General features: G+C 39.8%; 22 protein-coding genes. 3 read left to right on the forward strand and 19 right to left on the reverse strand.

Translation table 11 applies throughout. From position 1 onward, the window contains the following. Positions 1–371: 371 nt before the first annotated feature. The gene (locus tag PLH43_RS04040; RefSeq protein WP_324360346.1) at positions 372–1,130 is read left to right on the forward strand and encodes an SDR family oxidoreductase; all 759 of its coding nucleotides are present in this window, start codon (positions 372–374) and stop codon (positions 1,128–1,130) included. A 66-nt stretch (positions 1,131–1,196) separates the two neighbouring features. On the opposite strand, the gene PLH43_RS04045 is transcribed toward PLH43_RS04040, so the two are convergent. From PLH43_RS04045 to PLH43_RS04100, 12 genes are all read right to left on the reverse strand, one after another. Further along, positions 1,197–2,075: a YegS/Rv2252/BmrU family lipid kinase gene (locus PLH43_RS04045; RefSeq protein WP_324360348.1), complete on the reverse strand. Its 879-nt coding sequence runs from the start codon at positions 2,073–2,075 to the stop codon at positions 1,197–1,199. Between the two features lie 29 nt (positions 2,076–2,104). Then, on the reverse strand, positions 2,105–3,226 hold the full coding sequence (glgD, locus tag PLH43_RS04050) for a glucose-1-phosphate adenylyltransferase subunit GlgD (protein ID WP_324360350.1): 1,122 nt from the start codon (positions 3,224–3,226) through the stop codon (positions 2,105–2,107). Then, on the reverse strand, positions 3,223–4,503 hold the full coding sequence (locus PLH43_RS04055) for a glucose-1-phosphate adenylyltransferase (RefSeq protein WP_324360352.1): 1,281 nt from the start codon (positions 4,501–4,503) through the stop codon (positions 3,223–3,225). Before PLH43_RS04055 ends, glgD begins: the two co-directional genes overlap by 4 nt. Before the next feature lie 247 nt (positions 4,504–4,750). Next, entirely contained in the window at positions 4,751–5,857 is a 1,107-nt protein-coding gene (locus PLH43_RS04060) for a peptidylprolyl isomerase (protein ID WP_324360354.1), read from the reverse strand. Positions 5,858–6,029: 172 nt separating this feature from the next. Next, on the reverse strand, positions 6,030–7,664 hold the full coding sequence (locus PLH43_RS04065) for a response regulator (RefSeq protein WP_324360357.1): 1,635 nt from the start codon (positions 7,662–7,664) through the stop codon (positions 6,030–6,032). Between the two features lie 358 nt (positions 7,665–8,022). Next, entirely contained in the window at positions 8,023–8,514 is a 492-nt protein-coding gene (locus tag PLH43_RS04070; RefSeq protein WP_324360359.1) for a carbohydrate-binding protein, read from the reverse strand. A 366-nt stretch (positions 8,515–8,880) separates the two neighbouring features. Continuing rightward, positions 8,881–10,050 carry an SAM-dependent methyltransferase gene (locus tag PLH43_RS04075; RefSeq protein ID WP_324360360.1) on the reverse strand — a complete coding sequence of 390 codons (1,170 nt, stop codon included), beginning with the start codon at positions 10,048–10,050 and terminating at the stop codon, positions 8,881–8,883. Positions 10,051–10,078: 28 nt separating this feature from the next. Beyond that, entirely contained in the window at positions 10,079–10,813 is a 735-nt protein-coding gene (locus tag PLH43_RS04080) for a pseudouridine synthase (RefSeq protein ID WP_324360363.1), read from the reverse strand. A 41-nt stretch (positions 10,814–10,854) separates the two neighbouring features. Continuing rightward, on the reverse strand, positions 10,855–12,228 hold the full coding sequence (locus PLH43_RS04085; RefSeq protein ID WP_324360365.1) for an RsmB/NOP family class I SAM-dependent RNA methyltransferase: 1,374 nt from the start codon (positions 12,226–12,228) through the stop codon (positions 10,855–10,857). A gap of 79 nt (positions 12,229–12,307) precedes the next feature. Further along, a complete protein-coding gene (locus PLH43_RS04090; protein ID WP_324360367.1) occupies positions 12,308–12,979 on the reverse strand; it encodes a GntR family transcriptional regulator in 672 nt (223 codons plus the stop codon). 50 nt (positions 12,980–13,029) lie between these two features. Then, on the reverse strand, positions 13,030–14,958 hold the full coding sequence (locus tag PLH43_RS04095) for an aconitate hydratase (RefSeq protein WP_324360369.1): 1,929 nt from the start codon (positions 14,956–14,958) through the stop codon (positions 13,030–13,032). Between the two features lie 31 nt (positions 14,959–14,989). Then, complete coding sequence (locus PLH43_RS04100; RefSeq protein WP_324360371.1) at positions 14,990–16,369, reverse strand: 2-isopropylmalate synthase; 1,380 nt, start codon at positions 16,367–16,369, stop codon at positions 14,990–14,992. A 266-nt stretch (positions 16,370–16,635) separates the two neighbouring features. Here PLH43_RS04100 and PLH43_RS04105 point away from each other — a divergent pair, with 266 nt between their 5' ends. Further along, a complete protein-coding gene (locus PLH43_RS04105; RefSeq protein ID WP_324360373.1) occupies positions 16,636–17,886 on the forward strand; it encodes a methyl-accepting chemotaxis protein in 1,251 nt (416 codons plus the stop codon). A gap of 104 nt (positions 17,887–17,990) precedes the next feature. On the opposite strand, the gene PLH43_RS04110 is transcribed toward PLH43_RS04105, so the two are convergent. From PLH43_RS04110 to PLH43_RS04140, 7 genes are all read right to left on the reverse strand, one after another. Next, on the reverse strand, positions 17,991–18,725 hold the full coding sequence (locus PLH43_RS04110; protein WP_324360375.1) for an MBL fold metallo-hydrolase: 735 nt from the start codon (positions 18,723–18,725) through the stop codon (positions 17,991–17,993). A 92-nt stretch (positions 18,726–18,817) separates the two neighbouring features. Beyond that, complete coding sequence (locus PLH43_RS04115) at positions 18,818–19,369, reverse strand: ECF transporter S component (RefSeq protein ID WP_324360377.1); 552 nt, start codon at positions 19,367–19,369, stop codon at positions 18,818–18,820. Positions 19,370–19,551: 182 nt separating this feature from the next. Continuing rightward, entirely contained in the window at positions 19,552–20,295 is a 744-nt protein-coding gene (gene cobS / locus PLH43_RS04120; RefSeq protein ID WP_324360379.1) for an adenosylcobinamide-GDP ribazoletransferase, read from the reverse strand. 21 nt (positions 20,296–20,316) lie between these two features. Continuing rightward, the gene (gene cobU, locus PLH43_RS04125) at positions 20,317–20,880 is read right to left on the reverse strand and encodes a bifunctional adenosylcobinamide kinase/adenosylcobinamide-phosphate guanylyltransferase (protein WP_324360381.1); all 564 of its coding nucleotides are present in this window, start codon (positions 20,878–20,880) and stop codon (positions 20,317–20,319) included. 120 nt (positions 20,881–21,000) lie between these two features. After that, complete coding sequence (cbiB, locus tag PLH43_RS04130; protein ID WP_324360383.1) at positions 21,001–22,056, reverse strand: adenosylcobinamide-phosphate synthase CbiB; 1,056 nt, start codon at positions 22,054–22,056, stop codon at positions 21,001–21,003. 247 nt (positions 22,057–22,303) lie between these two features. Beyond that, positions 22,304–24,238 (reverse strand): oligopeptide transporter, OPT family, encoded by a 1,935-nt coding sequence (locus tag PLH43_RS04135; RefSeq protein ID WP_324360385.1) that lies wholly within the window; start codon positions 24,236–24,238, stop codon positions 22,304–22,306. A gap of 305 nt (positions 24,239–24,543) precedes the next feature. After that, positions 24,544–25,974, reverse strand: a complete 1,431-nt coding sequence (locus PLH43_RS04140; RefSeq protein WP_324360387.1) for an aminoacyl-histidine dipeptidase — start codon at positions 25,972–25,974, stop codon at positions 24,544–24,546. Between the two features lie 270 nt (positions 25,975–26,244). On the opposite strand from PLH43_RS04140, the gene PLH43_RS04145 reads away from it, so the two are divergent. Further along, complete coding sequence (locus tag PLH43_RS04145) at positions 26,245–26,394, forward strand: hypothetical protein (protein ID WP_324360389.1); 150 nt, start codon at positions 26,245–26,247, stop codon at positions 26,392–26,394. Positions 26,395–26,424: the final 30 nt, after the last annotated feature.

The following is a 26,424-nucleotide window of genomic DNA, read 5'->3' on the forward strand; positions in this document are numbered from 1 at the left end:
GTTCTTTATAGTTTTTTACATCCGAGATATCCCTCGCCCCCTTTTTGTCCCACTTCCATAAATGTATTTCGTCAAATAATTAACTATTTATAATTATAAATTACTGAAAACTTTAAGTCAATTAAATGTATATATATATAATTAAAACTTTATTAAAACTTAGTAAATTTTTATTAAAAAATTTATAAAAAGTTTATAAAAAATTTATAAAGTATTTAGTTGGCGAAATAATCGCATATTTCCACCCCCCTTTACAGGAGGTGTAAAATTTGATAAAGTAATATGGGATTAAAGAACCAAAAGTCAATTTATAACAGGAACGCAGTTATCAATATAATATAAATTAAATCTGACAAAGGAGTTGTATTTCGATGGGAAACTTGCTTGAAAATAAAAACATATTGGTTATGGGAGTAAGAAACAAGTGGAGTATTGCCTGGGGTATTGTAAAGGCAGCTCAAGAGGAAGGCGCAAACGTTATAATTACATACCAGGGAGAAAGGGAAAAAGAAGGAGCGGAACAGCTCGGTGCCCATTCCATATTCCAATGCGATATATCCTCCGACGAGGAAATAGACAATCTGTTTGCCTCCATTAAAGAAAAATACGGCGTACTCCATGGAGTGGTGCATAGCATAGCTCATGCAAAGACAGAAGACCTTCAAAATGACTTTGTTTATACCTCTAGAGATGGATTTGCCCACGCTATGAACATCAGTGCATATTCGTTAGTGGCAGTAAGCCGCAGAGCAAAGGACCTCATGACAGAAGGCGGAAGCATCATAACCTTGACATACATGGGTTCGGAAAAAGTATTTAAAGGGTACAATGTAATGGGAGTTGCAAAAGCCGCCCTTGAAACAAGCGTAATGTACCTTGCATCAGACCTCGGCGAAGCCAATATCAGGGTTAATGCAATTTCGGCAGGTCCTATAAAAACCCTTTCTGCTAAAGGTGTTAAGAATTTGGGCGATATTTTGGATACCGTTCCTAAAAAAGCGCCTCTTAAAAGAAACATCACTCAGGAGGACCTTGGAAAAACAGCCCTGTATCTTTTAAGCGACCTTTCCAGCGGTGTTACCGGTGAAGTGATTCATGTTGACAGCGGATACAATATCATGGGTATTTAATGCTTATAAAATTTAATGCATACTAAAAGCTCAGAGACTTTAATTGTCGCTGAGCTTTCTAATTTTTTATGCCACAAACACCTTTAATGCCTTGTTTATAAATCTTACCTCGACAGGAAGGGTCGGCCCCTTTTCCCCGTCAATACTGAGTATTATTTCCTTTGAGCTTTTAATGGCACATCGGTCCGTCCTTATGGTAACCACATTCTTGTCATTTTGCAGCTCATTACTTATAACTTTATAGAAAATGGCTGGAAGCTCTATTTTCCTGCAGTCTTTAATAACAACAATATCCATAAGTCCATCGTCATAAACCGCATCCATAAGATTGTGAAAACCTCCGGCCTGCTTGCCGTTTAAAATACAGAAAAGAAGAATGTCATCTTCAAATACTTCCTTTTCTGTTTCAATGGTCACTCTAAAGGGCTTCATAGTTGCCATTTCACTGAGTGCTTTCAGGTAATACGCCAAGGCACCCAAATTCTTTTTTAGCTCGCCGTCGGTACTGAAGGAAACATCCACAAAGACACCTCCGGCACAAGAGCTCAAAAAATATGTTTTTTCATCCACAACCCCTACGTCCACATCCACTGTCCTGCCATTTAGAATGATATTCACACATTCTTCAACAGATGTCGGGATATCAAGTATCGAAGCAAAGTCATTGCAGGTTCCAGAAGGAATTATTCCCATGGGCATGGAAAGGTTGTTTTTCATAAGAATATTGCAGATAAAGTTTAAAGTACCGTCCCCACCGGAAGATATTACAAACTTGTAAGAGCCGTCTGTCAACAAGCTTGAAATATTCTTCTCACAGCCCTCCATAATTCTGTATGGCTGAAGCAAAATATTTTCTTGCTGAAATCTCTCTATAATATAATCCAGTTTTTGAACTATTCCTCTGTCCCCCGAAAAAGGATTGTAAACCAATAAAGCTTTATCCATAATCATACCTTCTTTGTCTTGCAAAAGCATTATATTACGGCGTTCTTTCCTATCGTTATCGGGAAATTCGCCATTCCCTTCAATTTTATCCCTCTAGACAAGTACACGTTCTTGTCTATAATAAGGCTTTCAATATCCACATCCTCTTCAATTACCGAATCCTGCATTATTATACAGTCTTTCACAACGGCATTTCTTTTTATTGTAACTCCACAGAACAATACAGAGTTTATAACAGTTCCCTCAATAATGCATCCGTCGGCTATTATGGAATTTCTGACCTCCGCTTCCTCATTGTATTTTGCAGGCGGTTCGTCCTTCACCTTTGTATAGACCTTTCCGTGTTGTTGGAAAAGCTGATATCTGATTTCCGGGTTCAGCATTTCCATATTGATCCTGTAATATGCATTTATAGTGCTTAAATTTCTCCAATACCCGTCAAATCTATATCCGTAGATATTGAGGGACCCAAGCTTGTTTATAATAACATCTTTTACAAAGTCATATTTCCCGTGGGAAATACACTCTTCCAAAAGGCTTATTAAAAGCTCTCTTTTCAGTATATATATACCCATTGAGCAAATAGTCGATTCAGGGTTTTTATGCTTTTCTTTAAAGTCCGTCACCTTTCCGTTGTCATCCACTTGCATTACACCCATGAAAGAAATCTCTTCTTTTGGAAAATCGAACATATCCCTGTAGGCTATTGTAATGTCGGCATTTTTTCTTATATGGTAATCCAGCATTCCGTCAAAAAGCATCTTGTACACACAATTTCCCTGGGCAACTACAACATACTCCTCGTAGCTGCGCTTTAAAAAGGTGATATTGTGGTACATGGCATCGGCACTTCCCTGGTACCAGCCCGAGTGTTCTCCCGCAAGATAAGGGGGGAATACAAAGAGACCTTCATTCCTTCTGTCCAAATCCCACTCTTTTCCCGAACCCAAATGATCCATAAGTGAACGAAAACTATACTGGGTGAGCACACCTATATTCGTTATGCCCGAATTAACCATGTTCGACAATACAAAGTCTATAACCCTGTATTTTCCTCCTATCGGAACAGCGGTACTTGAACGCATCTCTGCCAGTTCTCTCAGCCTGTCGTTTTTACCGCCGGTAAGTATTATGCCCATTGCACTTTTCATTCGGTCTCTCCTCCCTTTAAAACACTTTTTGCAGACTCAATAATAAGTGAGGGAAATTCCTGCTCGGTTATATATGAATCTATAACGACATTCTTTCCTATTTGACATCCATCGGGTACAACAGCCTTTTCACCAACCACTGTTATGCCCGAGTCATATAATTGTGGTTTTAATTCATTGGGTATGTTTTCGCCAATTCCCATCTTTACATTGCTTCCGATTTTTGCATCCTCACCGATAATACATTTATTAATTACCGTATTCGAACCGATAACACTGTCACTCATGACTATGGAGTCCACAATCTCCGCTCCTTCGCTTACATAGACACCCGGAAACAAAACAGAATTCTTGACCTTTCCATATATCATGCAGCCTTCAGCAACAATGGACTTTTTTACACTCCCGGTGGGGCCTATATAGTGAGCCGGTTTAACCGGATTCGGAGTATAAATCTTCCATGCAGGATCGAAGAGGTTGAATTCGGGAACCCTGCTTATAAGATCCATGTTTGACTCCCAGTAGGCCTGTATGGTACCGACATCCCTCCAATATCCGTTGAATTTGTATGCCCACATACTTCTGCCTTCTCCCAGCATTAACGGTATTATATTCTTGCCGAAATCATGAGCAGATTCTGAGTTCTGGTCATCTCTTATAAGGTACTCCTTCAAAACTTCCCATGTAAATATGTAAACTCCCATGGAGGCAAGATTGCTCTTCGGATTCTGAGGTTTTTCTTCAAACTCATATATTTTTCCGTTTTCATAGGTATTCATAATTCCGTACCTATTTGCCTCTTCCCATGGAACATTTATTACCGATATGGTTGCATCAGCATTGTTTTCCTTGTGAAAATCCAGCATTTGAGAATAGTTCATCTTGTAGACATGGTCTCCCGAAAGGATTATTACATATTTCGGAGAATACTTGTCAACATAATGGATGTTTTGAAAAACTGCATTTGCCGTCCCCTTATACCATTCGCCTATTTCTGCCTTGAGATAGGGGGACAGTATCGTAACCCCTCCATTTATCCTGTCCATGTCCCATGGCTTTCCGATTCCTATGTGAGCGTTAAGCTCAAGGGGTTGATATTGGGTTAGCACTCCTACCGTATCAATATCCGAATTAATACAATTACTGAGAGAAAAATCGATTATTCTATACTTCCCTCCGTATAGCACAGCAGGCTTTGCAATATTTTTTGTAAGTACGCCCAGTCTACTGCCCTGGCCACCGGCAAGCAGCAAGGCAATAATCTCCTTGTTATGCATTAAATTCCCCACCTCGATCGCTAAAGTATATTTTAATAGTCCTTATTGCTTTTCGTCAAAAATATTGAATTATTTAACGGTAAAGGAAGTGCAATATAGACATTGTTAATTAAAGTTATATATTCTATATCGCATCCGGGTAATCCTTTAAAATATTTTTCATTATTTTTAAAATATTCCCGTTCTCAATTATATATGGGACTAACATTTGGAAAATAATGTTAGTCCCATATATAATTGTCAATTATCACTTTACATCCATGCGCTTATATAATTTTTCATTTACCTCAACATCGGCCTGCTCAACAAGTTCATCTATATATTCCTCATAATCCCTTTTTATCAACTCATCCAAGAGTTCTTTTTTTGCATCTTTGTAAAGAAGATAACCAGAACTTTTTTTCTCTTTGCATAATATTAAAGCAAAATCAGTTGCTCTTTCTATTACTTCACTTACCTGTCCCGGCTCCAATTTCAATGCCTCATTTAAAAGCTCGGGGTATGAAACGTCTTTTGCCATCTGTTTTTCCTTTGTAAAAGTATACTCAAATATTTCTCCTTTTGGATTATACTCCAATGCCACCTTTTCAAAAGGCTCTCCGCTGTCGATTTTCTTTTTTGCCTCTTCAATTTTAGTCCTTGCTTTATTCTTTAGGTCATCATTAATGATCCCTTTTTCATCCGTAAAAGGTATGGTTATTGCCAAAATCTTTATATTGTCCGGAAGCCTAAACCTTGTCTCCTTGAGTAAAACATACATGCTTTCAAGCCTGTCTTCCGGTATTGACAGTTCATTTTCCATTAACTTTTCCTTAAGTTTTGATACCATATTATCAAAAGAGTATTTAAAATATTCAATTTCCCCGTAATTGTCCGGTCCGTATACTATTTTATTGCTTTTTAACGCATCTTTTCTTTGACGGTTTTCATTTTCCAGTTCTTTTAAGAATTCTTTATAATCGGTACTCTCAATAATTCCTTTTTCCTTTGCAAGTATTTGTTGAACCTTTATTTCCACAATGTCGTCCAGTGCCTTCTTCCTTGCCACCTCAACCGGCACTTCACCGTTATAGCTGTTGGTCCAAAAGTTTTCTTTAGTTTCAGCTCCATAGTTTTCGTTGAAATAACTAAGTACTTGTGTAGTGTTGCTTTTAAGCTTCATCTTATATTCTCTGACATAGACGGGCTCACCGTTTACTGTGGCAAGTTCTGAAAAATCTCCATATATCAGCCCCGTTTGATATGCAACTAAAACTGTCAATGCAGCGGATAAAACAAGCATAGCTGCCAACAGCAGAATGGTATGCACTTTAACGACAGGCTTTTTTCTTACACTGGCATTATTTTCCATCATCACCAAACCTTCCTACAATATTATCCTTATGCCCCATAACAAAATTTATTTGCACGATTCTGTAATAAATTATTCTGTATAAAATTATATAGCAAATTGCCATGGTTCACAAGCCTAATCCTGTATTCCAGCTTTTGGTGTGATCCTACAGCCTCTCGTCCGAAATCAAAATTTATTGATTTTCAAAGCTCTTCTTGTACTCGGCAGGACTTAACTTCGTATATTTTCTAAAGAGTCTGCTAAAATAACTAGCTTCCCTGTATCCAAGCATTTCACTTACTTCATAAGTTTTATAATTTCCTTCCCGCAAAAGCTTTTTCGCCCACTCCATTTTTACCTTGGTGACGTATTCCAAAAAGTTGTACCCCGTCTCCTGTTTAAAAAGAGAGCAGAAATAGTTTTTGCTAATGCTCAGATAATCGGCTATTGTCATAAGAGTTATTTCCTGGTCAATATGACTTAAAACATACTCACAGGCTTTCTTTATGAGACTGTTGCTCTGGGCGGGTTTATACTCTTTGACCACATTCAAAAGCTCTGTGACAAAAGCTATGAAAAATTCTTTTATTTCATCCTTTGATGAAAACTTCGCAAAATCAACATTGTTATACTTTCTAAAATCATACAACTTATTAATAAAATCATACTGCATGTCAATAAAGTTGGATATGTTAAATACCAACTGATTGGCAGCAAAAGCCGTTCTTTTAAGATTGTCTCCCGTACCGATTGCAATATCCTCAAATATATTCTCCGCAAGCTTTAAAGCGTTGTCGTCTCCGGCCATTATGGACTCTACCAGCATTTTCTCCCTCTCGGCAGGATACAGAAGACTTTGCTTTTCGTTATAATCAGTCTTTATATGAATGACCCTGTTGCCACCCAAAATGTACTTGTGGCGAAGAGCAGCTTTTGCCCCCATGTAACTTAGGCTAATATCCCTAAGGCTCGCATATGCCCCGCCAATACCGACGGTTGCACGCATGTTGGCATCCTGTTTTATTTCCTTCAATACCCTTTCAAAAAAGTCCGCGGTCATATCTTCAAATTCCTGAATTTCTTTTTGGGACTCCGGCTGAAGGATGACACTAATCAAACCTATATCCATCTCCACCATGTTGCATCTAAGTTCCTGAAATTCCGTCAAAACATCGGAAATAATTTTTCCGACTTCCTTAATCAAGCTGTCAAATCTTCCGCTTTTAATAAGTTCCCTCGAATCGGCATCGAAGTTTCCGATTTCTATAATACCAACCTGTACCATGCCTTTTTTAAGGCTGATATTATATTCATCTTCAATGTAATCAAGCTCTTGAAGAGGGAATTCCTTACCCCTTAACAAATCCTGCAAAATCTTGTCTCTGGAAAGGGAAAGATTAAGCTCCAATCTTTTTTTTAGATTTTTGCTTTTTTCTTCCTCCATCTTTTTGTCCATAAGTGAGTCATAAGCCTTTTTCAGGACTTCAATAACCTTATCCTTGTCCATCGGCTTTAATATGTAATCATGCGCACCTAAAAGCATTCCTTGTCTAACATGAGCCATATTGTCCGCATCACTTAAAAGAACAATCATGGAAGACAGGTTGTATTCTTTTACTGAATTGAGTAATTCTATACCGTTCATTTTAGGTATGTCTATATCGGAAATTATAAGATCCAACTTGTTATACTGATTTAACTTATTCAACGCATCAATTCCGTCTTTGGCTGAGCAGATGAAATTAAATCCCAATTTTCCCCATTCTATTTCAGCTTCAAACCATTCACGTATTTTAGGATCATCGTCGACAACCATAACGCCAAACAAGGCCAAATCCTCCTTTGTTAAAACCATAGCTTAGAGCAGCATATCATTAAGTTAAACACTATACTTTCTTAAATGCTTTTACAAAAATCGAAAACACCTGTTTGTAAGAAATGTTGATTTACATAACACTATAGACTGAATTTTTAATATGTACCCATCATAAGTTAATATTAATACTATATCAACGGCTTGTCAAATGTTTTGTTCGGCCATTTTAGGCTGCTTTATCAATTTGTCTTGAGCGACTGGTTTTTATCTTGCGGTCTTTTATGCAAAAAAGAGGCCCTCAAGCCTCCTTTTGTCGATTATTGCAGCTTTATTTAACCGGCAATACCAATTAATCGTACAAATGATTTTGCTACTTTTCAACTGAAGTTTTTTTGGATTTGCCGGAAGCAGTTTTTTTCGTTGATGCCGATTTTGTTGCAGTACTTTTCTTTGATGCCGCAGACTTAGCCGTACTTGATTTTGCAGACTTGGCACTTGTCTTCTTTTCGGTTTTCTCTTCATTACTGACTATTTTTGCAGGCTTTGCTTTTTTGGAAACCTTAAAAGAATAGTTTGCCCAGGAATTGTTGTCCCAATTGTCTCCACTGTCCTTAAATGCTATATTAAGGTCATCGGCATGGTCAATCTTGATAGTGGCTTTGAAGACATCGTTTTCCCTTTCCATCGGTATAAATGTCTTGTCTTCCCAGTTTTCACCGTAGCCGATATGTGCAAATATAGCATCTGCCCCGCTCTGTGCCAAAAGCCCTTTGTAATAAAGAGTTACCTCGTCCCCAACACCCAACGAGGTCTTGGAGATCTCAACACCGTTATCTGCGTACACCTGCTTTGTCTTAGCCATATAATTCACCTCTTCGTTTTGATTTTAGTAATTTTATGTTTCCCCTAAATTATCACCTGTATAGTTTTGAGTTATGTCATTGTATGAAACTTATTTCCATGTTTTGTGACAATATTACTACTTATATTTTTATATTCGGCTTTTCTCCAAAATACTTTAGCATTTTACCATAATATTGCTCAATTTATTATCGTTTGCACTGAAAAGAACTGCAAATTAAGTTTATTTTAATAAAAAAAGCTTTCTGCGTCAACCGACTGAAGCAAAATGGCAAATTCAATGCTTTTATTTCCCAAAGGGTCTCGCAAAAACATACTGCTCCCAATTATTAATATGTGTATATTCTTTATGTTTAATTCATCATTTTTATTTCAAAAAAATCAATTTTTCCAATGTTGGACTAATTCCCAGCATCTCCTTCAATTTTTTATATTCCGCCAGCGCCCTGCTGTCCGGGGCTTGAGTCTTAATTGCCCTCAACATAAGGTTCTTCGGTGTCTCTGTCGGCGATATGTATTCCACAATAGAAACTTTATAACCCAAGGCTTCCAAAATCAATGCTCTTATCCCGTCTGTGATAACATCAGCCATTCTCGCCTTTAAAATACCGTGTTTTATTATCTGTTCAAAAGGCGGATATGAATACTGCTTTAGAATTTCCTGCTGGCAGCATGGCACCATGACCATGGATTTTACATTGTTGTTTACAGCCAAAGCTATGGCTTCATCGGTTGCCGTGTTGCAGGCATGGAGACTTATTACCATATCAATCTTTTCCGACGTCTGAAAATTTCTGATATCCGTCACTTTAAACTCCATATTGCGATATCCGAGATTTTGAGCAATCCTTTTCGATGCCTCAATTACTGTATTTGAGTAATCCAGCCCAATAAAACGGCAGGGCTTTTTCAATACTTCCCTTATATAATAGTTCAATACAAAAGTGAGATAGGATTTTCCGCAGCCGCAGTCCAAAATTGTTATGGATTCATTCTCTTTGAAAAACTCCCTGAGCATGTCGTCGATGAGCTCTACAAAGTGATCTATCTGATTGTACTTTCTTATCATGTCATTCTTTATTTTGCCGTTGCTGCCCAATATCCCGATTTCCTTGAGGAGTTCATCGGCCTGTCCCACTTTGATATAATAATCCCGGTTTGAAATCTGGGGAGCTTCATTATGAACCTTTATTGCCTCTTTCTGTTCCTTTGAATCCTGGGTCTTCATCTTGACGTTTTTGTCGTCCGCCTCGATGACAATCGTCGTACCTCTCTCTTCATACTTAATTACAACGCTGTCGTAGTTTTGAGCAAATTTTACAATCCTTGCGGAAAGCCAATTTGTCTCTATTGTTTCGGTATTGCCGTTAAAATTCATTTTTAATTTCGCGTCATCCTGCCACACTTTTGCAGGAAATTCCCTGGTTCCGGACTTGTAGAGTACAGTCATGCTTTTGAAAAACTCCCAGTTGTCAATAAGTCTTTGCTCTATACCGGTTAAAAACAAGGATAGTTTATTCAAACTTTGCTTATTCATCTGTCCATACCACCTAAAAATAAATTCATCAGTTTGCTCTTTGAACTGCTTTTACAAGCTTTGCTTCATCCTCAGTAAGCTCCCTCACTTCGCCTGTGTTAAGGGTCTCATCCAGCTTTAGCTCTCCCATTTGTATCCTCTTTAAATATTTTACCTTTTTCCCAACAGCCTCAAACATTCTTTTTACCTGGTGGAACTTTCCCTCATAAATCACTATTTCCACCTCGGAGAAAGCACCCGACTTCAGTATAAAAAGCTCTGAAGGAAGAGTCTTATAACCGTCGTCCAATACAACTCCTTCCCAAAAGGCATCCGCATCTTTCTCCGTAACGTTTCCGTCAATGAGAGCATAATACCTCTTGGGAACATGCTTTTTGGGAGAGAGCAGTTCATGAGCCAGTTGCCCATCATTGGTCAAAAGAAGAAGCCCTTCGGTATCAATATCCAGTCTTCCCACCGGAAACAGGTTGAAGCATTTAAATTCGTCCGGCAAAATATCAATTACCGTCCTCAACCTGTTGTCATAGGTTGCGGATATGACTCCCTGCGGCTTATTCATCATTATATAAATAAATTGCCTATATTTCAATATTTCTCCGGCCACTTCTATAACGCTTTCTTTTGGGTTGACATGCATTGCACTGTCTTTTATTACAACCCCGTCAACTTTCACCTGTCCGTTTTTCACCAGCTGCTTTATTTCCTTCCTGCTGCCAAATCCAAAGTTTGACAGTATCTTATCCACCCTCTGTGTATCTTTCAATGCTCCACTACCTCCATTTTTATACCGCATTAACTTCATTGCTACTGCATTTTTCTCCAGCCCTTCGGATACAGATTTTTCAGCATATCTTTGGTCTGTTTTGCCCATCCTAGTGTGTATCCGTCAACCAAAACACCGGTATATCCAGGGTCACCTTCAAGCATCAGGGTTTCACCCTTTAGGTATTTTGAAACCTCAATGGAATCTGCTCCAAAGCTTATTGTCTTCCTGATATCTTCTTTTTTTAGCGAAAGGGCAAAAGAATGGGAGGGTTCAAACCTGCCCTTTATTATCTCTCCCAGATACCACCCGAATTTTGCAACTTTAATACCGGAAAGATCCGGGGGCTCTTCAGGAAGGCAGTATAAATTATTTCCCTTAACGACAAAAAAGCCATCTATATTTATGTTTAAATTCTCATGGGCAAATTTATAAAACGGCTCCATGAGTTTAATCATATTGGAGTCTTTACTTTTTGCATACCCTTTTTCGTTGGCGGTTCTCTCCCCTTTTTTCCTAAGAAGGGCAACAAAGTGTCCCTCTCCCTTTACCTTGTGAGGCCAGAGTCGCACGGTTTTCAAAAGCTCTTTGTTGTTGTCCCACCATTCGGGGCGGCCGTTATCGATGCCATATGCTTTAGGTATTTCCACAACATCATAGTTTTTATGCTTGTCCAGAAATTCAGAAATCATTCCCTCATTTTCCTCGGGGGAAAAAGTGCATGTGGAATAGACTAAATATCCTCCCGGTTTTAGCATTTCATCCACATTGTCTAAAATTTCCCGCTGCATGCTGCAGCATTTGTCACATTTGAATTTGCCCCAGCTCTTTGCCGCGTCCTCATCTTTCCTAAACATTCCCTCACCGGAGCACGGAGCATCCACAAGTATCCTGTCAAAAAATCCGCAAAACTTGCGTGCCAATTTGTCGGGGCTTTCATTGGTAACTATGGCGTTGGTTATACCGCAAAGCTCTATGTTTTTTACCAAAGCCTTTACCCTGTCCGAGTTTATATCATTGGCAACTAAAAGTCCCTTTCCCTTCATGCCCGCTGCCATTTGCACCGTTTTTCCCCCTGGAGCGGCACAAAGGTCTAATACATAATCTCCGGGCTCGGTATTCATAATGGCTCCCGGCAGCATTGCACTGGGCTCCTGAATGTAATAAAGTCCTGCGTTATAATATGGATGCTTTCCGGGATTATCGCCTTCACGATAATAAAAGCCGTCTTTTGTCCACGGTATGGGTTCTATCTCAAAGGGTGAAAGCTTTTTAAACTCTTCCACTCCCACTTTAAGTGTATTTACCCGAAGCCCGTAAAACCTTGGCATATCGTAAGATTTTAAGAATTTCTCATATTCTTCGGCATCAAAAAGTCCTTCCATTTTTCTTAAAAACTCTTCAGGAAGCTTCATTTCACAACTCCTTTTTACATAATTCAGGCTTGACAAATCCACATCTTTAAATGTGAACCCATCAAGCCTGACCCCGTTTTTATTCCTTAAATACTCGTTTATACATAATGCTGGCGTTTTTTACATGTTCTTTTGTCATTTTTTCCGCTCTATCGGCGTCTCCTGCAATTACTGCTTCGTATATCGCCTTATGTTCCTCCAGAACCTTTTTGGCTCTGCCCGGCGACCCAAAGGATGCGTTTCGGGCTCTTTGAATGTGGTGGTGGAACGTACTTAATATGTGAATCAGAGGTTTGCTCTTGCTGGCTTTGAACAAAATATCATGGAACCTGGAATCAAGCCTTAACAAATGCTCGGTATCATTCTTAATTGTATAAAACTCTTCCAGCTCTAAGGCCTCTTTAAGCTCCTGAGCTTCCTCCGGAGTTATATTTTCCGCCGCCCACCTGGACGCAAGCCCTTCAATCATCATCCTTATCACATATATTTCTTCAATATCTTTAGCAGATATTCCTGTTACAATCACACCCTTGTTGGGGATCGAGCGAACAAGTTCTACCAATTCAAGCTGCCTTATTGCTTCTCTCACAGGAGTCCTACTGACGCCAAGCTCATCACAGAGCTTCTTTTCAGTAAGGCTGTCCCCCGGTTGGTAAACTCCGTTTAATATGTCGTTTTGAATATGATAAAATACTTTTTCCCTCAGCGAACGCGAATAGCTTTCACCTTCGTCGTGCTCAATTTTTACCACTTATGTTCTCCCCCTTTGCAGAGCGCAATTTTTCTCATATAGCCTCATTTTTATTGGTTCTGCTGCCTTGTATAATTCAAAAGTCCGCCAGCGAGAATCATTTCCACCTGTCTTTGAGACAAAGAAACATTTACTTTTATATCTTTCCCTTTAGTTACGTTTTTCACTACAATACTGCTGCCGTTTTTAATTTGCTCCCTTGCATTCTCAATAACAAGTTCGTCATTCATATCTATATCATCGTAGTCTGCCTCGTTTTCAAAAGTCATAGGTATAATACCTGAGTTAATGAGGTTTGCCATGTGAATTCTTGCAAAGGACTTTGCAATAACTCCCTTTACACCCAATTGAAGGGGAGCCAACGCAGCATGCTCACGGCTTGAACCCTGTCCGTAGTTTGAACCTCCAATTATAAATCCGCCGCCGTTTTCCTTTGCTCTCTTCGGGAAGTCTGGATCACAAGGTGTCAAGCAGAATTCGGCAAGGTACGGCACATTTGACCTGAAAGGCAAAAGCTTCGCATTTGAAGGCATAATATGGTCGGTGGTGATATTGTCCCCAACCTTTATCAAAGCCTTGCCGCAAACTTTGTCTTCCAATGCCTTGTTTACCGGAAAAGGCTTAATGTTAGGTCCTCTTACCACTTCAACATCTGCTCCTTCCGGTGCAGGTGCCAAAACCATGCTGTCATCAATAACAAATTTTTCAGGCATGCTAACTTCCGGTGCATCGCCCAATTCTCTCGGGTCGGTCAATACTCCGGTTATTGCACTTGCTGCAGCTATCTCAGGGCTTACCAAATAAACTTTGGCAGACTTTGTACCGCTTCTTCCTTCAAAGTTCCTGTTGAAGGTTCTCAATGAAACAGCATCGGTTGCCGGTGCCTGTCCCATTCCTATACACGGTCCGCAAGCACTTTCCAATATTCTTGCTCCTGCGGCAACCATATCGGCCAATGCACCGTTTTGAGCAAGCATTGTAAGTACCTGTTTAGAACCCGGTGCGATAACAAGGCTGACATCTGGATGAACTTTCTTTCCTTTGAGGATTGCAGCCACCTTCATCATATCCATGTATGAAGAGTTGGTACAGCTTCCTATTGCCACCTGATCTACTTTTATCTTTCCAATTTCTTTTACCTTTGCAACATTATCCGGGCTGTGCGGTTGTGCTGCAAGAGGCTCAAGCTCATTAAGATCAATAACAATCTCTTCGTCATATTGAGCATCTTCATCGGGCTTTAACTCAACCCAGTCATTTTCTCTTCCCTGAGCCTTGAGGAATTCCTTTGTAACCTCGTCACTTGGGAAAATCGAAGTGGTAGCTCCAAGCTCCGCTCCCATATTGGTAATAGTAGCTCTTTCAGGAACAGTAAGGCTCTTTATACCTTCTCCGGCATACTCGATAACCTTGCCCACTCCTCCTTTTACCGAAAGCCTTCTTAACACTTCAAGGATTATGTCCTTGGCAGTAACCCATGGCTTTAAAGCTCCGTTCAAAACAACTCTGCACACTTTCGGCATCATCATGTAGTATGGACCTCCGCCCATTGCCACTGCCACATCAAGACCACCCGCACCTATTGCAAGCATTCCGATTCCTCCTCCTGTAGGAGTGTGGCTGTCGGAACCTAAAAGAGTCATTCCCGGAACGCCAAATCTCTCCAAGTGAACTTGGTGGCATATTCCGTTACCCGGTTTTGAAAAATATATTCCATGCTTTGAAGTAACTGTCTGAATGTATTTATGGTCATCGGCATTTTCAAAACCTGCCTGTAAAGTATTGTGATCAATATATGCAACAGACTTTTTGGTCTTTACCCTTGGAATTCCCATAGCCTCAAACTGAAGATATGCCATTGTTCCGGTAGAGTCCTGGGTCAAAGTCTGATCTATCCTTATCGCTATCTCACTGCCAGGCTTCATTTCGCCACTTACCAAATGTTCTTTTATTATCTTCTGCGCTAAATTCAAACCCACGTACTATTCCCCCTTGGTATTAATTTGTATTTTAAAGTGCCAGATCAAATATTTCCGGCGCCAATTCTCTTATAACATTTTCAAGCTCGTCGTCACCTATGGAAGTTACACGTCCGGCTTTATATTGCTCATCAACCCACTCTTTAATTTTTACTACTCTTTCATCCCTCTTGTCAATTTTCTTGGCGCCATCAAGTCCAAAGTGGCTGTTTATCCAATGAGCAATTCCTGCAAGTCCTGAAGTCTGGTTAATTGCAACACCCACAGGTCTTTTTAAGAGTTTTGCCGTATCAAATATATTGTATATTTCCTCGTTCTTCAAAAGCCCGTCGGCATGTATTCCCGCCTGGGTTACATTAAAGTGTCTTCCGACAAATGGAGTCCTCGAAGGTATCTGATAACCCAGTTCTTTTTCATAGTACTCCGCAATCTCGGTTATTACAGTCGTATCCATACCGTCAGTAGTTCCCCTGAGCTGGGCATACTCAATAACCATTGCTTCAAGAGGCGTATTTCCTGTCCTTTCTCCTATACCGAGGAGCGAGCAGTTTACTGCGGAAGCACCGTACAGCCATGCAGTAGCTGAATTGGAAACAGCTTTGTAGAAGTCATTATGACCATGCCATTCTATAAGCTCACTTGGGAAACCGGCATAATGCCTGAGTCCGTAAATTATTCCCGGAACACTTCTAGGAAGTGCTGCTCCCGGATATGCAACTCCATAACCCAGCGTATCGCAAGCACGAATTTTAATCGGCACATTACTTTCTTCCATGAGCTTTCTAATCTCTATAGCAAAAGGTACAACAAAGCCGTAGAAATCTGCTCTTGTGATGTCTTCAAAGTGGCATCTCGGCTTTATTCCAACCTCTATAGCACTCTTTATAATGCTCATATAGTGATCCAACGCTTGTTTTCTTGTCATATTTAACTTCTTAAATATATGATAGTCGGAGCAGCTTACAAGGATACCGCTTTCTTTCATTCCCATATCCTTTGCCAGTTGGAAATCATTCTTTGTTGCCCTTATCCAGCTTGTAACCTCAGGATACTTGTATCCTCTTTCCATACATTTATAGACAGCCTCTTTGTCCCTGTCGCTGTAAAGGAAAAACTCACACTGTCTGATAATTCCTTTTGGTCCGCCCAATTTATGTAGAAGGTCAAATAAGTGCAGAATCTGATCCACCGTGTAAGGTGCTCTGGATTGCTGGCCGTCTCTGAATGTGGTATCCGTTATCCATATCTCGTCCGCAGGAGACATGGGTACTCTTCTATGATTGAACGTACACTTCGGTATTTCATCATAATTAAAAATATCCCTATACAGGTTTGGCTCTGCAACGTCCTGAAGCGAATATTTATATTGAACCTGCTCCAATGTGTTGGTTTTCTTATTAAACTCTATCATTGTTTACCCCCTTAATTCATATTTCTTATGTAATTTTATGTATATCATGTTAGTAATATCATAATTATATTTTTCTATTTTGTATTTTAGTATAATTGTATACAATCCAGGAATCCATGTCAACTGAAAAAGTTATTTTTTTAACAAATATAATAGTATTAAATAAATAAATTCATAAGAAGGATTTTTGTAAACAATATCGAAGTAATATTATGTACATGTCTAAATCAATATCTATTCTCGTATTCTATGCTGGAGGGAACGTTATGAAAAAATCCAATCTTGTCGGAAACAAGTTGTTATTGCCCCTGATTCTGTCAGCACTTGTCGTCGTATTAAGCATCATTTCGGGGCTGTGGCTCGGTAATTGGCAGGTCTTTCTTGCAGTCTTTGCAACAAATATTATTATGCTTTTTGTAATGTACATAATCACTTCTTTCAAATCCAAGCAAGCTGTCACGAACTTTGAAAAGGAAATAAAAAGCATTAGAGAGGGCAATTACTCAAAAACCATCGACCCTGAAAAACTTGCTATGCTGCGTCCCTCTATAGTGGTTTTCAATGAAATGCTCTCGGATATAAGATCACTGATTATGGATTTTCATAATTTGTCCAAATCCATAATCGAAGCTACAAAATCAGTCAGTGTAACTGCCCTGCAGGCCTCAACTGCCATGGAAGAAATATCAAAAACCATGGACGATATAGCAAACGGCGCATCCGACCAAGCTGAGCAGGCTCAACAAGGCGTGCAAATGGTTGACCAGCTTTCCGAACAAATTAATTTCGTATATGAAAGCTACAACCGAATCACCGAGGAAACCAGCAAGATAAATGAGCTTAACAATATAGGTATGGATTCGGTAAGAATACTTCGCGACAAATCCAAGGAAAACTACGATACCGCCGAAAAGATATTCTCCGTGGTTGAAAAGCTGACAAATACAGTTAAAGACATCGGGCTCTTTGTAGAGTCCATTGAAAATATTGCCGAGCAAACAAACCTTCTGGCATTAAATGCCGCGATTGAAGCTGCCAGAGCAGGTGAAGCCGGTAAGGGATTTGCGGTTGTTGCCGAAGAAGTAAGAAAGCTTGCAGACCAGAGCAGAAAATCCACGGAAGAAATAAATATCCTGATGCAGAGCATCCATGAAGAATCCCAGCTTGCAATTCAATCCATGGAAATAATGAGAAAAGTGTCTCAGGAGCAAAACGGAGCTGTTAACAAAACCGACAATGCTTTCAACAATATAGCCAATGCCATAACCTATATAGTATCGAAAATAAATGAAGTAAACCAGGCTATAACCAAAATGCAAACGGACAAGACTCAAGTTACAGCTGCCATAGAAAATATTTCTTCCGTATCCGAGCAAACCGCTGCAGCAAGCCAGCAGGTAGCCGCTACTACAGAACATGAATTAAAATGTATTGACGATATCAAAGAATCGGCTAAAAATCTTGAGAAGCTTGCGGAAGAGCTTGAAAACAAATTCAAGAAATACAACCTAAACTAATACGATAAAAAAGTAAAGAAATTGAATGTCTTTGTGTTGAAAAGCAAAAATTCAAAAAAGAAGAGATTGGACAAAACTCAATCTCTTCTTTTTATTGTATTATTCTATATTTCATATGTCTTTAACAGCTCGGCAATCTCCACATTTTCAAAGTTTTCTTTCGCCTCCGAAAGATGGTTTGCAACATCGTCCTCAGGCCAGAAATGCGTAAGCAAAAGCTTTGATACACCGGCCTCCTTTGCAACAATACCGCATTCTCTGGCCGTAAGATGAGGTACATTGTCACTCTTTTTGTCCTTTGACAATAATCCCGCATCAAGCATCAGAAAATCAGCTCCCCGGAAAAATTCAATTATGTTTTGGTCCCAAGAAGTGTCCCCTGAAAAAACAAATCTTTTGCTTCCGTTATATACCGAAACTCCAAAGCATTTTACAGGATGCTTCATACCGGCAAAGGAAATTTCCAGATTACCGAACTTTAGCACCGTATCCTCGGAAATTGGGCTCAAACTATATACATCTTGAATATTCAGCCTGTCATACTCCTCTTTCGGCTCCGCAGGAGCATATACTTTAAGAGGCTTTATATCGGCTCCCCTGCCCTTCTTTATTTGAATAGCATATCTTAAAACCATCATGTCCGACATATGGTCACTGTGAAGGTGAGTGAGTATCACAGCATCCAAATCTTCAATCCTTGCAAACTTTTGAAGATTGCTCAGCACACCGTTGCCGCAGTCTATCAATATTTTAATATCCCCTTCGGTGAGAAGATATCCGGAGCAAGCTCCCCCCGCTGCCGGAAAGGGACCGTTGTTGCCCAATACCGTAAGCTTCATAAAACCGCACCTCCTGTTTGAAACATAATACTTTTTAGAAACAATCCTTGTTTAATTCTTCCTAGTCTTCTTTTATCCTGCTTTTTTTAATTTCAATTTGCAATAAATTTCGTAACTTTAAATCTATCAAGAGCAACAGACAGTATATAGCCTACAACTGCACAAGCTCCGCCCTGAACCAGGTTCACCGGAAGGTCCCTTAAAGCTGCGGCAATTCCCATAGTCTCATCAAACAGCCTCATTACATAGAGCTCGGCAAAAAAGTATCCCGAAACCATAACAATACTTGCAGCAACGGATGCAACCAGTATAACTACATGCTTCTTTTCTTTAAATCTTTTTGACAGGGCATAAACAATAAAACCTGCAACAAACCCTTCAAGTCCCTTTACAACAAACGTAACGGGCGCGAAATGCTGGTATCCCATCGCTATATCCGCAATAGCCGAACCTATTGCTCCGGCCAAAGAACCGCTCTTTCTTCCTAAAAGAACCGCCGCTATTATTATAACCGAATCCCCAAGATTAAAAGGACCAACCGCCGTGGGTATTTTAGTAACGTATGTTGCCAAAAAAACCAGGGCAATCATCATTCCGTTTATAGCTATCTTTCTTGTGCTATTTGTTCTGTTTGAATTACTCATCAATATCCCCCCAATACAAACTGTATCGATACATTTATAAAGCGTATCTAATTGGCAGAGATATTTTATTTTCATAAGATAAATTTGTCAAGGAAAATCTTTTTATTTTTGGATATTCTTCATTTTAAGGTCAATTATCATTCGTTATCCTCTCCACCTCATATTACAAATATACCTTAACTTTATTTAACAAGATAAAACAGTATTAGAAAGAAAGTCTGATTAAGCTCACATACTGCCCCCAATATATCTCCCGTAGCTCCTCCCACCTTCTTTGAGAAAAACCTCACTGTAAAAAATGCCGTCATAACAGTAAGAGCTGCAAGGAGAAGTCCCTTTGTGCCCAAAACCAAGAGAGAAAGAAGGAAGTATATTATGCTGCCCTGCAAAATCTCTTTTACACCGCAACAGTCTATAAAGGATTTGCCCAATCCTTCACCCTCCCTGGCATAAACCGAGATGCCCGCACCAATCAAAGAACCGATTCTTCCCGCCGCCGGAAACAGAAGCAGTGCCCGGGGAAGGTACGATACCGAAATAGAGCTTAGCAAAGCATAATCCAAAATGATGACGCAAACAACAGCCAGCAAGGCATTTGTCCCAATCCTGCTGTCCCGCATGATTTCCAATATTCTCTCCCGGCTTCGGTTTGAGAATATTCCGTCAAAGGTGTCGCCCAATCCGTCCAAGTGAAGCCCGCCCGTCAGTATAATGTATGCCGCTATAAGCAAGATACTTGTTATCCCCTGCGGAAAGAACCTCTTTAATATATAAAAAAGAGCTGTTATTATTCCACCTATCATCAAGCCGACAACCGGAGCAAAAACCAGCCCCTTTCCGTAGTCCTCTTCAGTACCGTCGATTTCGAAAGGTATGGGTATTCTGGTGAGAAATCCAACCATCAGTATTGCCCTCTTTATATACATAAAATCCACCACTCCAACAAATCATTTTATCTTTACAGGAATCCCCGAAACACAGAAATACACATCATCAGCATTTTTAGCAAGCATCTGATTTACTCTTCCCGCAATATCCCGAAATACTCTCGAAAGCTTATTCTCCGGCACAATACCCATTCCAACCTCATTTGTTACCGCAATAAATGTGGCATCAAGTGCTCTTATGGCAGAAAGGAGCTTGTCAATCTCACTGCAAACACCTTGCTCCGCCTCATACTCGGCATTTTCGGGCAGGTTGTTCCAGTCTGTGCATCTTTCCAAAATGATATTTGACACCATAAGAGTTATACAGTCAAGCAAAATATACTTCTTGCCTGTCCCAACATCCTTTAGTCTTGTATCAAGATCCTTGTATGCTTCAAGGGTTGTCCAGCCGGCAGGCCTTTTTGCTCTATGCTTTTTCACCCTTGATTTCATTTCCTCATCAAAGGGTATTGATGTTGCAATATATAAAACATCATTTTCACCGCAAGACTTTAGTGCCAGTGACTCTGCAAAAGAACTTTTGCCGCTCCTTGCGCCGCCTGTAACAAGAATAAATTTACCCATTATCCAAAACCACCTCTTAATTTGGCTTTTAAAAAAGCACCATGGGAAATACCCTCAAGGTGCTTTAGGATTCACATGCAATATATGTAATTAGCTTGTTTGATTTTCAAACCGTTGAACCTATAATACGTAGTTGGTAATTGCAAATATCAAAAGTCCCAAAACTCCCATAAGTAACACAGTAATAAACGTTGCAGCATACATTAGACTGATTGTCTGGGAAATAGCTTTGATATCCAGTTCATTTATATCATCACCAATTGTAGGCTTCTGAACGATATCCCCCAAATACAACACCTCTGTGCCAAGCCGTATACCCAATGCTCCCGCCACTGCCGCCTCAGGATATCCCGAATTTGGACTTACGTGTTTTTTTCTGTCTCTCATCATAATGGAATAGCTGTTTTTGTATTCTTTTCTTGTTATAAGAGCACCTGCAACTATAAATATCCCTGTCATCCTTGCAGGTATGTAATTGACTATGTCATCAAGCTTTGCCGTTGCCCAGCCGAAATTTTTATATGTTTCGTTTTTATAACCCACCATCTGGTCTAAAGTGTTTATAGTTTTATAGACATAAGCTATTGTTGCACCCAAGCCAAAAAATGAAGCCAAAAAAGCATAAAAAATCGGAGATATTACTCTATCTGCCGTATTTTCAGCCGTTGACTCCACTGTGCCTTTTATTATTTCCTTTTCATCAAGATTTTCCGTTTTTCTTCCTATTGCAGCAGCAAGCATATTTCTTGCCCTGAATACATCCCTCTCCTTCAACGCGTCAAATACCTTGTAACCTTCAGTGGCAACAGTTTTCGATGCAAAAGAAGAATATAAGAAATAGGTGTTTATGACATGAAAGAGTATAGGATGAACAAGCATGGACAATTTCAAAATCCCGGCAACAATTCCGCCCACAACGCCTATCATTATCAGAATAAAACCAATTCCCGCAATCTTTTCGTTTTTGTATGCTTTACTGGTGCTGCGAACAACATCCTCTCCCAATGCCTTGACCTTTTTGGAACTTGATACGTTGATAATATTGCGCAATATATTTTCCACATTTTTCCCAAGCCACTTGATAAACCTTACAGGATGGGGCAGCCAAGCCGGGTAACCGATAAAAAAATCCAAAAGAAATGCTATAAAAACATCCAAAAGCAGATACAGCCTCATTGCCTTTCCCCCTATACATTTCATTTTTCTATGGACAAATCTCTAATCTAGTCTTTGAATTAAATGCTGCCAAATACGCTTATTATATCTTATGATATAAAATCACCGCAAATAACAAGCTCAATTTATGGCGCGAAGTCTTTAAAACATCGCAACAGCACAACTCACATAGTTCATTATATATATTTTTATCCATTTGTGCAAGTATTGCATTTTGAGGCAGATTACCCTTCAATGTAGCTAGGTTTTAAACGCTCTTCGTCTCTTTTTTAAATCTGACAGAATAGTTGTACATCCAAATTCCCAACAGTATGAAAATCGCAAGACTTACAAAGTTCTTTACACTTTCGTTCGGAATCACCCCTGCCAGAAAATCGGTCTTTATATTTAATGCTGCAAAGATACCAATGACAATACCTGTCAGGGCGTCACCGGCAACCAGTCCCGATGCAATCAAAGTACCTCTTTCCACTGCGGTGTCCAAATCAGCTCCGCCTTTTTTAAACTTGTTTTCGACAAGTTTTCTAATCAATCCGCCAAAGAAAATAGCTGTATTTAAAGATAACGGCAAGTAAAGCCCCAAAGCAACAGGCAAAATCGGCAATCCTGCAAGGGCGCAGAAAATGGCGATCATTATACCTATGATGACAAGGGTCCAAGGAAGCTGTGCTGTCATGATACCTTCCACAATGAGTTTCATAAGTGTTGCCTGCGGTGCCGTAATCTGCCGGGTACCGATACCGTAAGCGCTATTTAAAAGAAGAACTGTTGCTCCGGCAGCAACGGAAGCAATTGCAAGGGAAACAAACATTCCGTGCTGTACTTTATAGGGGGTTCCGCCCAAAATAAAAGTTGCTTTTAAAGATTGGGCCACACCACCGCCGACAGCTATTGCCACACAGACAATACCAACCGCCAGCAATACAACATGCATTCCGTCCGCACCGGTTGCCCCCATTGCCTTGTAAACGGATGCAATTACCAAAAGCGTTGCGATAGTCATGCCTGAAACCGGGTTGTTGCTGGCACCGATTACGCCGACCATTCTTGCAGATACTATCGCAAAGAAGAAGGAGAAAAATACTGCAAGAATGGCACCAACAGGACCTGCACTAATAGTTGGTGTCAACCATGTCAAGAAGAAGCCGGCTGCTGCCGCAATAAACACCCATACAATCGATGCGTCTTGATTTGTACGGTCCAATGTTTTTTCCCCTTTTCCAAATCCGCGCATGGCCTCTTTAAATGACTTGAATATGGTGGGAAGCGATCTTGCCAAAGAAATAAAACCTCCCGCAGCAACTGCACCGGCACCTATATATTTAATGTAGTTCGACCATATATCCGTTGCCTGCATTTCCGAAATCAGCACAGTAGACGGGAAAATCGGCGTTGCAACCGATTCGCCGAAAAATTTAATCAACGGAATCAAGCCCAACCATGCAACAATAGAACCTGCAAGCATCAAAACTGACGTTTTTGTACCGATAATAAAACCGACTGCAGCAAGGGAGGCAAGAGTGTCCGTACCTATCATGGCGTTTTGAAACGGCCTGATAATATAAGTTGCTGCCTCGTTCCATAATGCCAAGCCGCCGGATAGGATTTTGTATCCCAATCCGACAATCACACCTTTTAAAACGGCTGCAAACCCTTTACCTCCTTGGTTTGCATTTACCAAAACTTCAGCCTGTGCCATTGCTTCAGGATAGACCAATTTTCCATGCTCTTGTATCATTAAATGCTTGCGTACAGGTACAATAAAGTAGACACCCATTATTCCTCCGATAACAGTGACTACAACTACTGTCCAAAGGGGAAGGCTAGAACCGATAAGAATAAGAGCAGGCAATACAAAGATAATACCTCCGGCAATAGATTCCCCAACAGCTGCAAGAGAAGCAACATAGTTTGATTCCAGTATATTGTTTCTTTTAAACAGACTTTTAAATACCCCTGTTGCCAATATAGCACCGGGAATACCTGCCGAAATGGTCAAACCGACTTTCAGCCCCAAATAAGTATTTGCCGCGGCAAAAACAACTGCAAAAAGTATTCCGAAAACAATAGAATACGCCGTTGCTTCCGCAGCTTTTTCACTGCTTGGAATAAACGGTTTGTAATCCTCGCCTTGAATTCCGCCATATGCTTCTTTCGGAAGTTTCCTCGCTTCTTTCGACATATATTATCCTCCAGTGTTTATTTTTTCTTCTTAAGTAATAAGTCCGCTAAATGGAAATTCCACTATCCCCATCAGAAGCCGTGTTACCTGCCCTTAAAATGTCGCCTTCTACAATCATTTGAATATGTCCGTATCAAAATTATGCGTAAAATCTTCACCTTTTATGCAAACCATGTCACTTATCCGCGGATGATGAGATAAGGGATTTGTGCCTTAAATAATAAACAAGCACATAAAAAGACGGTATACAGGCTGAAAGACCTTTATTCCTAATACCGTCTTTTTTATTGTGCTCTTTTATTGATTTATTTAATCTCCTCAAGCAAACGGGTTAAAAATGTCCAAATCCTTGCTACGGATGAAATACTAAGACTCTCCTTTTCCGTATGAATGTCATACAAATTCGGCCCAAAACTAATCATGTCAACATCCGGCAAAATCTTTTTCAGCACACCGCACTCAAGACCCGCATGAACTGCATTCAATTTAGGCTTTTTACCGAACAGTTCTTCAAAAACTCTAACTGCGGTCTTTCTGATTTCAGATTTCTCATCATATTCCCATGCTGGATAAGCACTGCTTTCTTTTGCCGCACCGTTCGTCCTTTTTGCAATTAACGCCACCCGGTTTAACAGCTCCCTTAAGGAACTTGCGGATGAAGAACGCAGGGATATTGTAACAACCAGCTGTCCTTCTTTTTCTTCCACCACAGCATTGTTGACACTCGTCTTAACCAAACCTTCGATATCCTTTGACATATACTGTACACCATCCGGCGTCATCATAAGAAAGTCAATAATGTCCTCGGATAATTGCTTTATGAAAACTTCCTCTATTCCAACTTCCCTCACATCAACAGTAAGTCCGCCGTCTTCCACCCGATATTCTTCTTTTAATTCCTTTGTGAAGGATTCTATTTTACGCACCGTATCCTCCAAATCTTCCGCCAAAACAACCGCTTCCGCTTCCTTGGGAATTGCATTATGTTTACTGCCCCCCGTAATTTTCGCCAGAGTAATGTTGTCTCTGCATTTATCCAGAATTCGGGCCAATAATTTGATTGCATTTGCCCTCTGTTTGATAATCTCCATTCCCGAGTGACCGCCCTTAAGGCCGGAAACTTTAATTTCCAAGCCGTTGCCGCTTCTTTTTTCTTTCTTTACCGGGAAGGTAACAATCTGGTTTGCACCGCCGGCACAGCTGACCAGAAAAACGCCTTCTTCATCGGAATCAATATTAAGTAATATTTTCCCGTTTAAATGCTCACCGGTTAGAGCCATTACACCGTCCATACCTGTTTCTTCCTGCGTTGTAACCAAAAGCTCAATGGCCGGATGTTTTAAATCGTCGGAATCTAAAATGGCCAAACCATAAGCAACAGCTATCCCGTCATCCCCGCCAAGAGTGGTGTTATTTGCCCGTAAAATATCCCCTTCGACAATCATCTCAATGGGGTCCGTATCAAAATTGTGGGTAGAACCTTCCCCCTTAATGCAAACCATGTCGCTATGTCCCTGAATTATAACGGCAGGTGCGTTTTCATAGCCCGGTGTCGCAGGCTTTTTGATAATTACGTTATAAAGCTCATCCTGATAAACTTCCAGATTTCTTTCTTTTGCAAAATTGACTAAAAAATCACTGATTCCTTTTTCATTACCGGAGCACCTTGGAATCCGGTTGATTTCATAAAACCAATGAAACACTTTGCGCGGTTCAATTGTATGAATTGTAGACATAAACTCTCACCATCTTTTCAATTTTTTATAATATTTTATATTCATTATAAATAATAAAATCATAAAATAGTATTTCCAATATTCATTTTTATACTTCGGTCTATTAATTCAACATTTCATTTACCGAATATGAATATGCCGAATAATGACGAATTTTGTAAACACAAAGTATCCAAAGATTCAATATTATGATATAATATCTTTGAAATATAATTTTAAACTATAGTTTTGTATAGTATTAAATCAGTTTTAGGGGGAGGCAAATAGGAAATGAAAAAAATTATTGCTTTTTTGTTATTGTCTGTATTGTCAGTGAGCTTATTTTTACCTTCGGCACAAACAAAAGCTGCCGGCCTTGACGAACAGTTTATTCTCATCAACGAGCTCATGGCATCAAATGATTGTCCCACAAAAAGCTAGAAAATATAAACAAATAGAGCAAAATATGAT

The organism is Acetivibrio sp., assembly GCF_035371925.1.
Lineage (GTDB): Bacteria > Bacillota > Clostridia > Acetivibrionales > Acetivibrionaceae > Hungateiclostridium.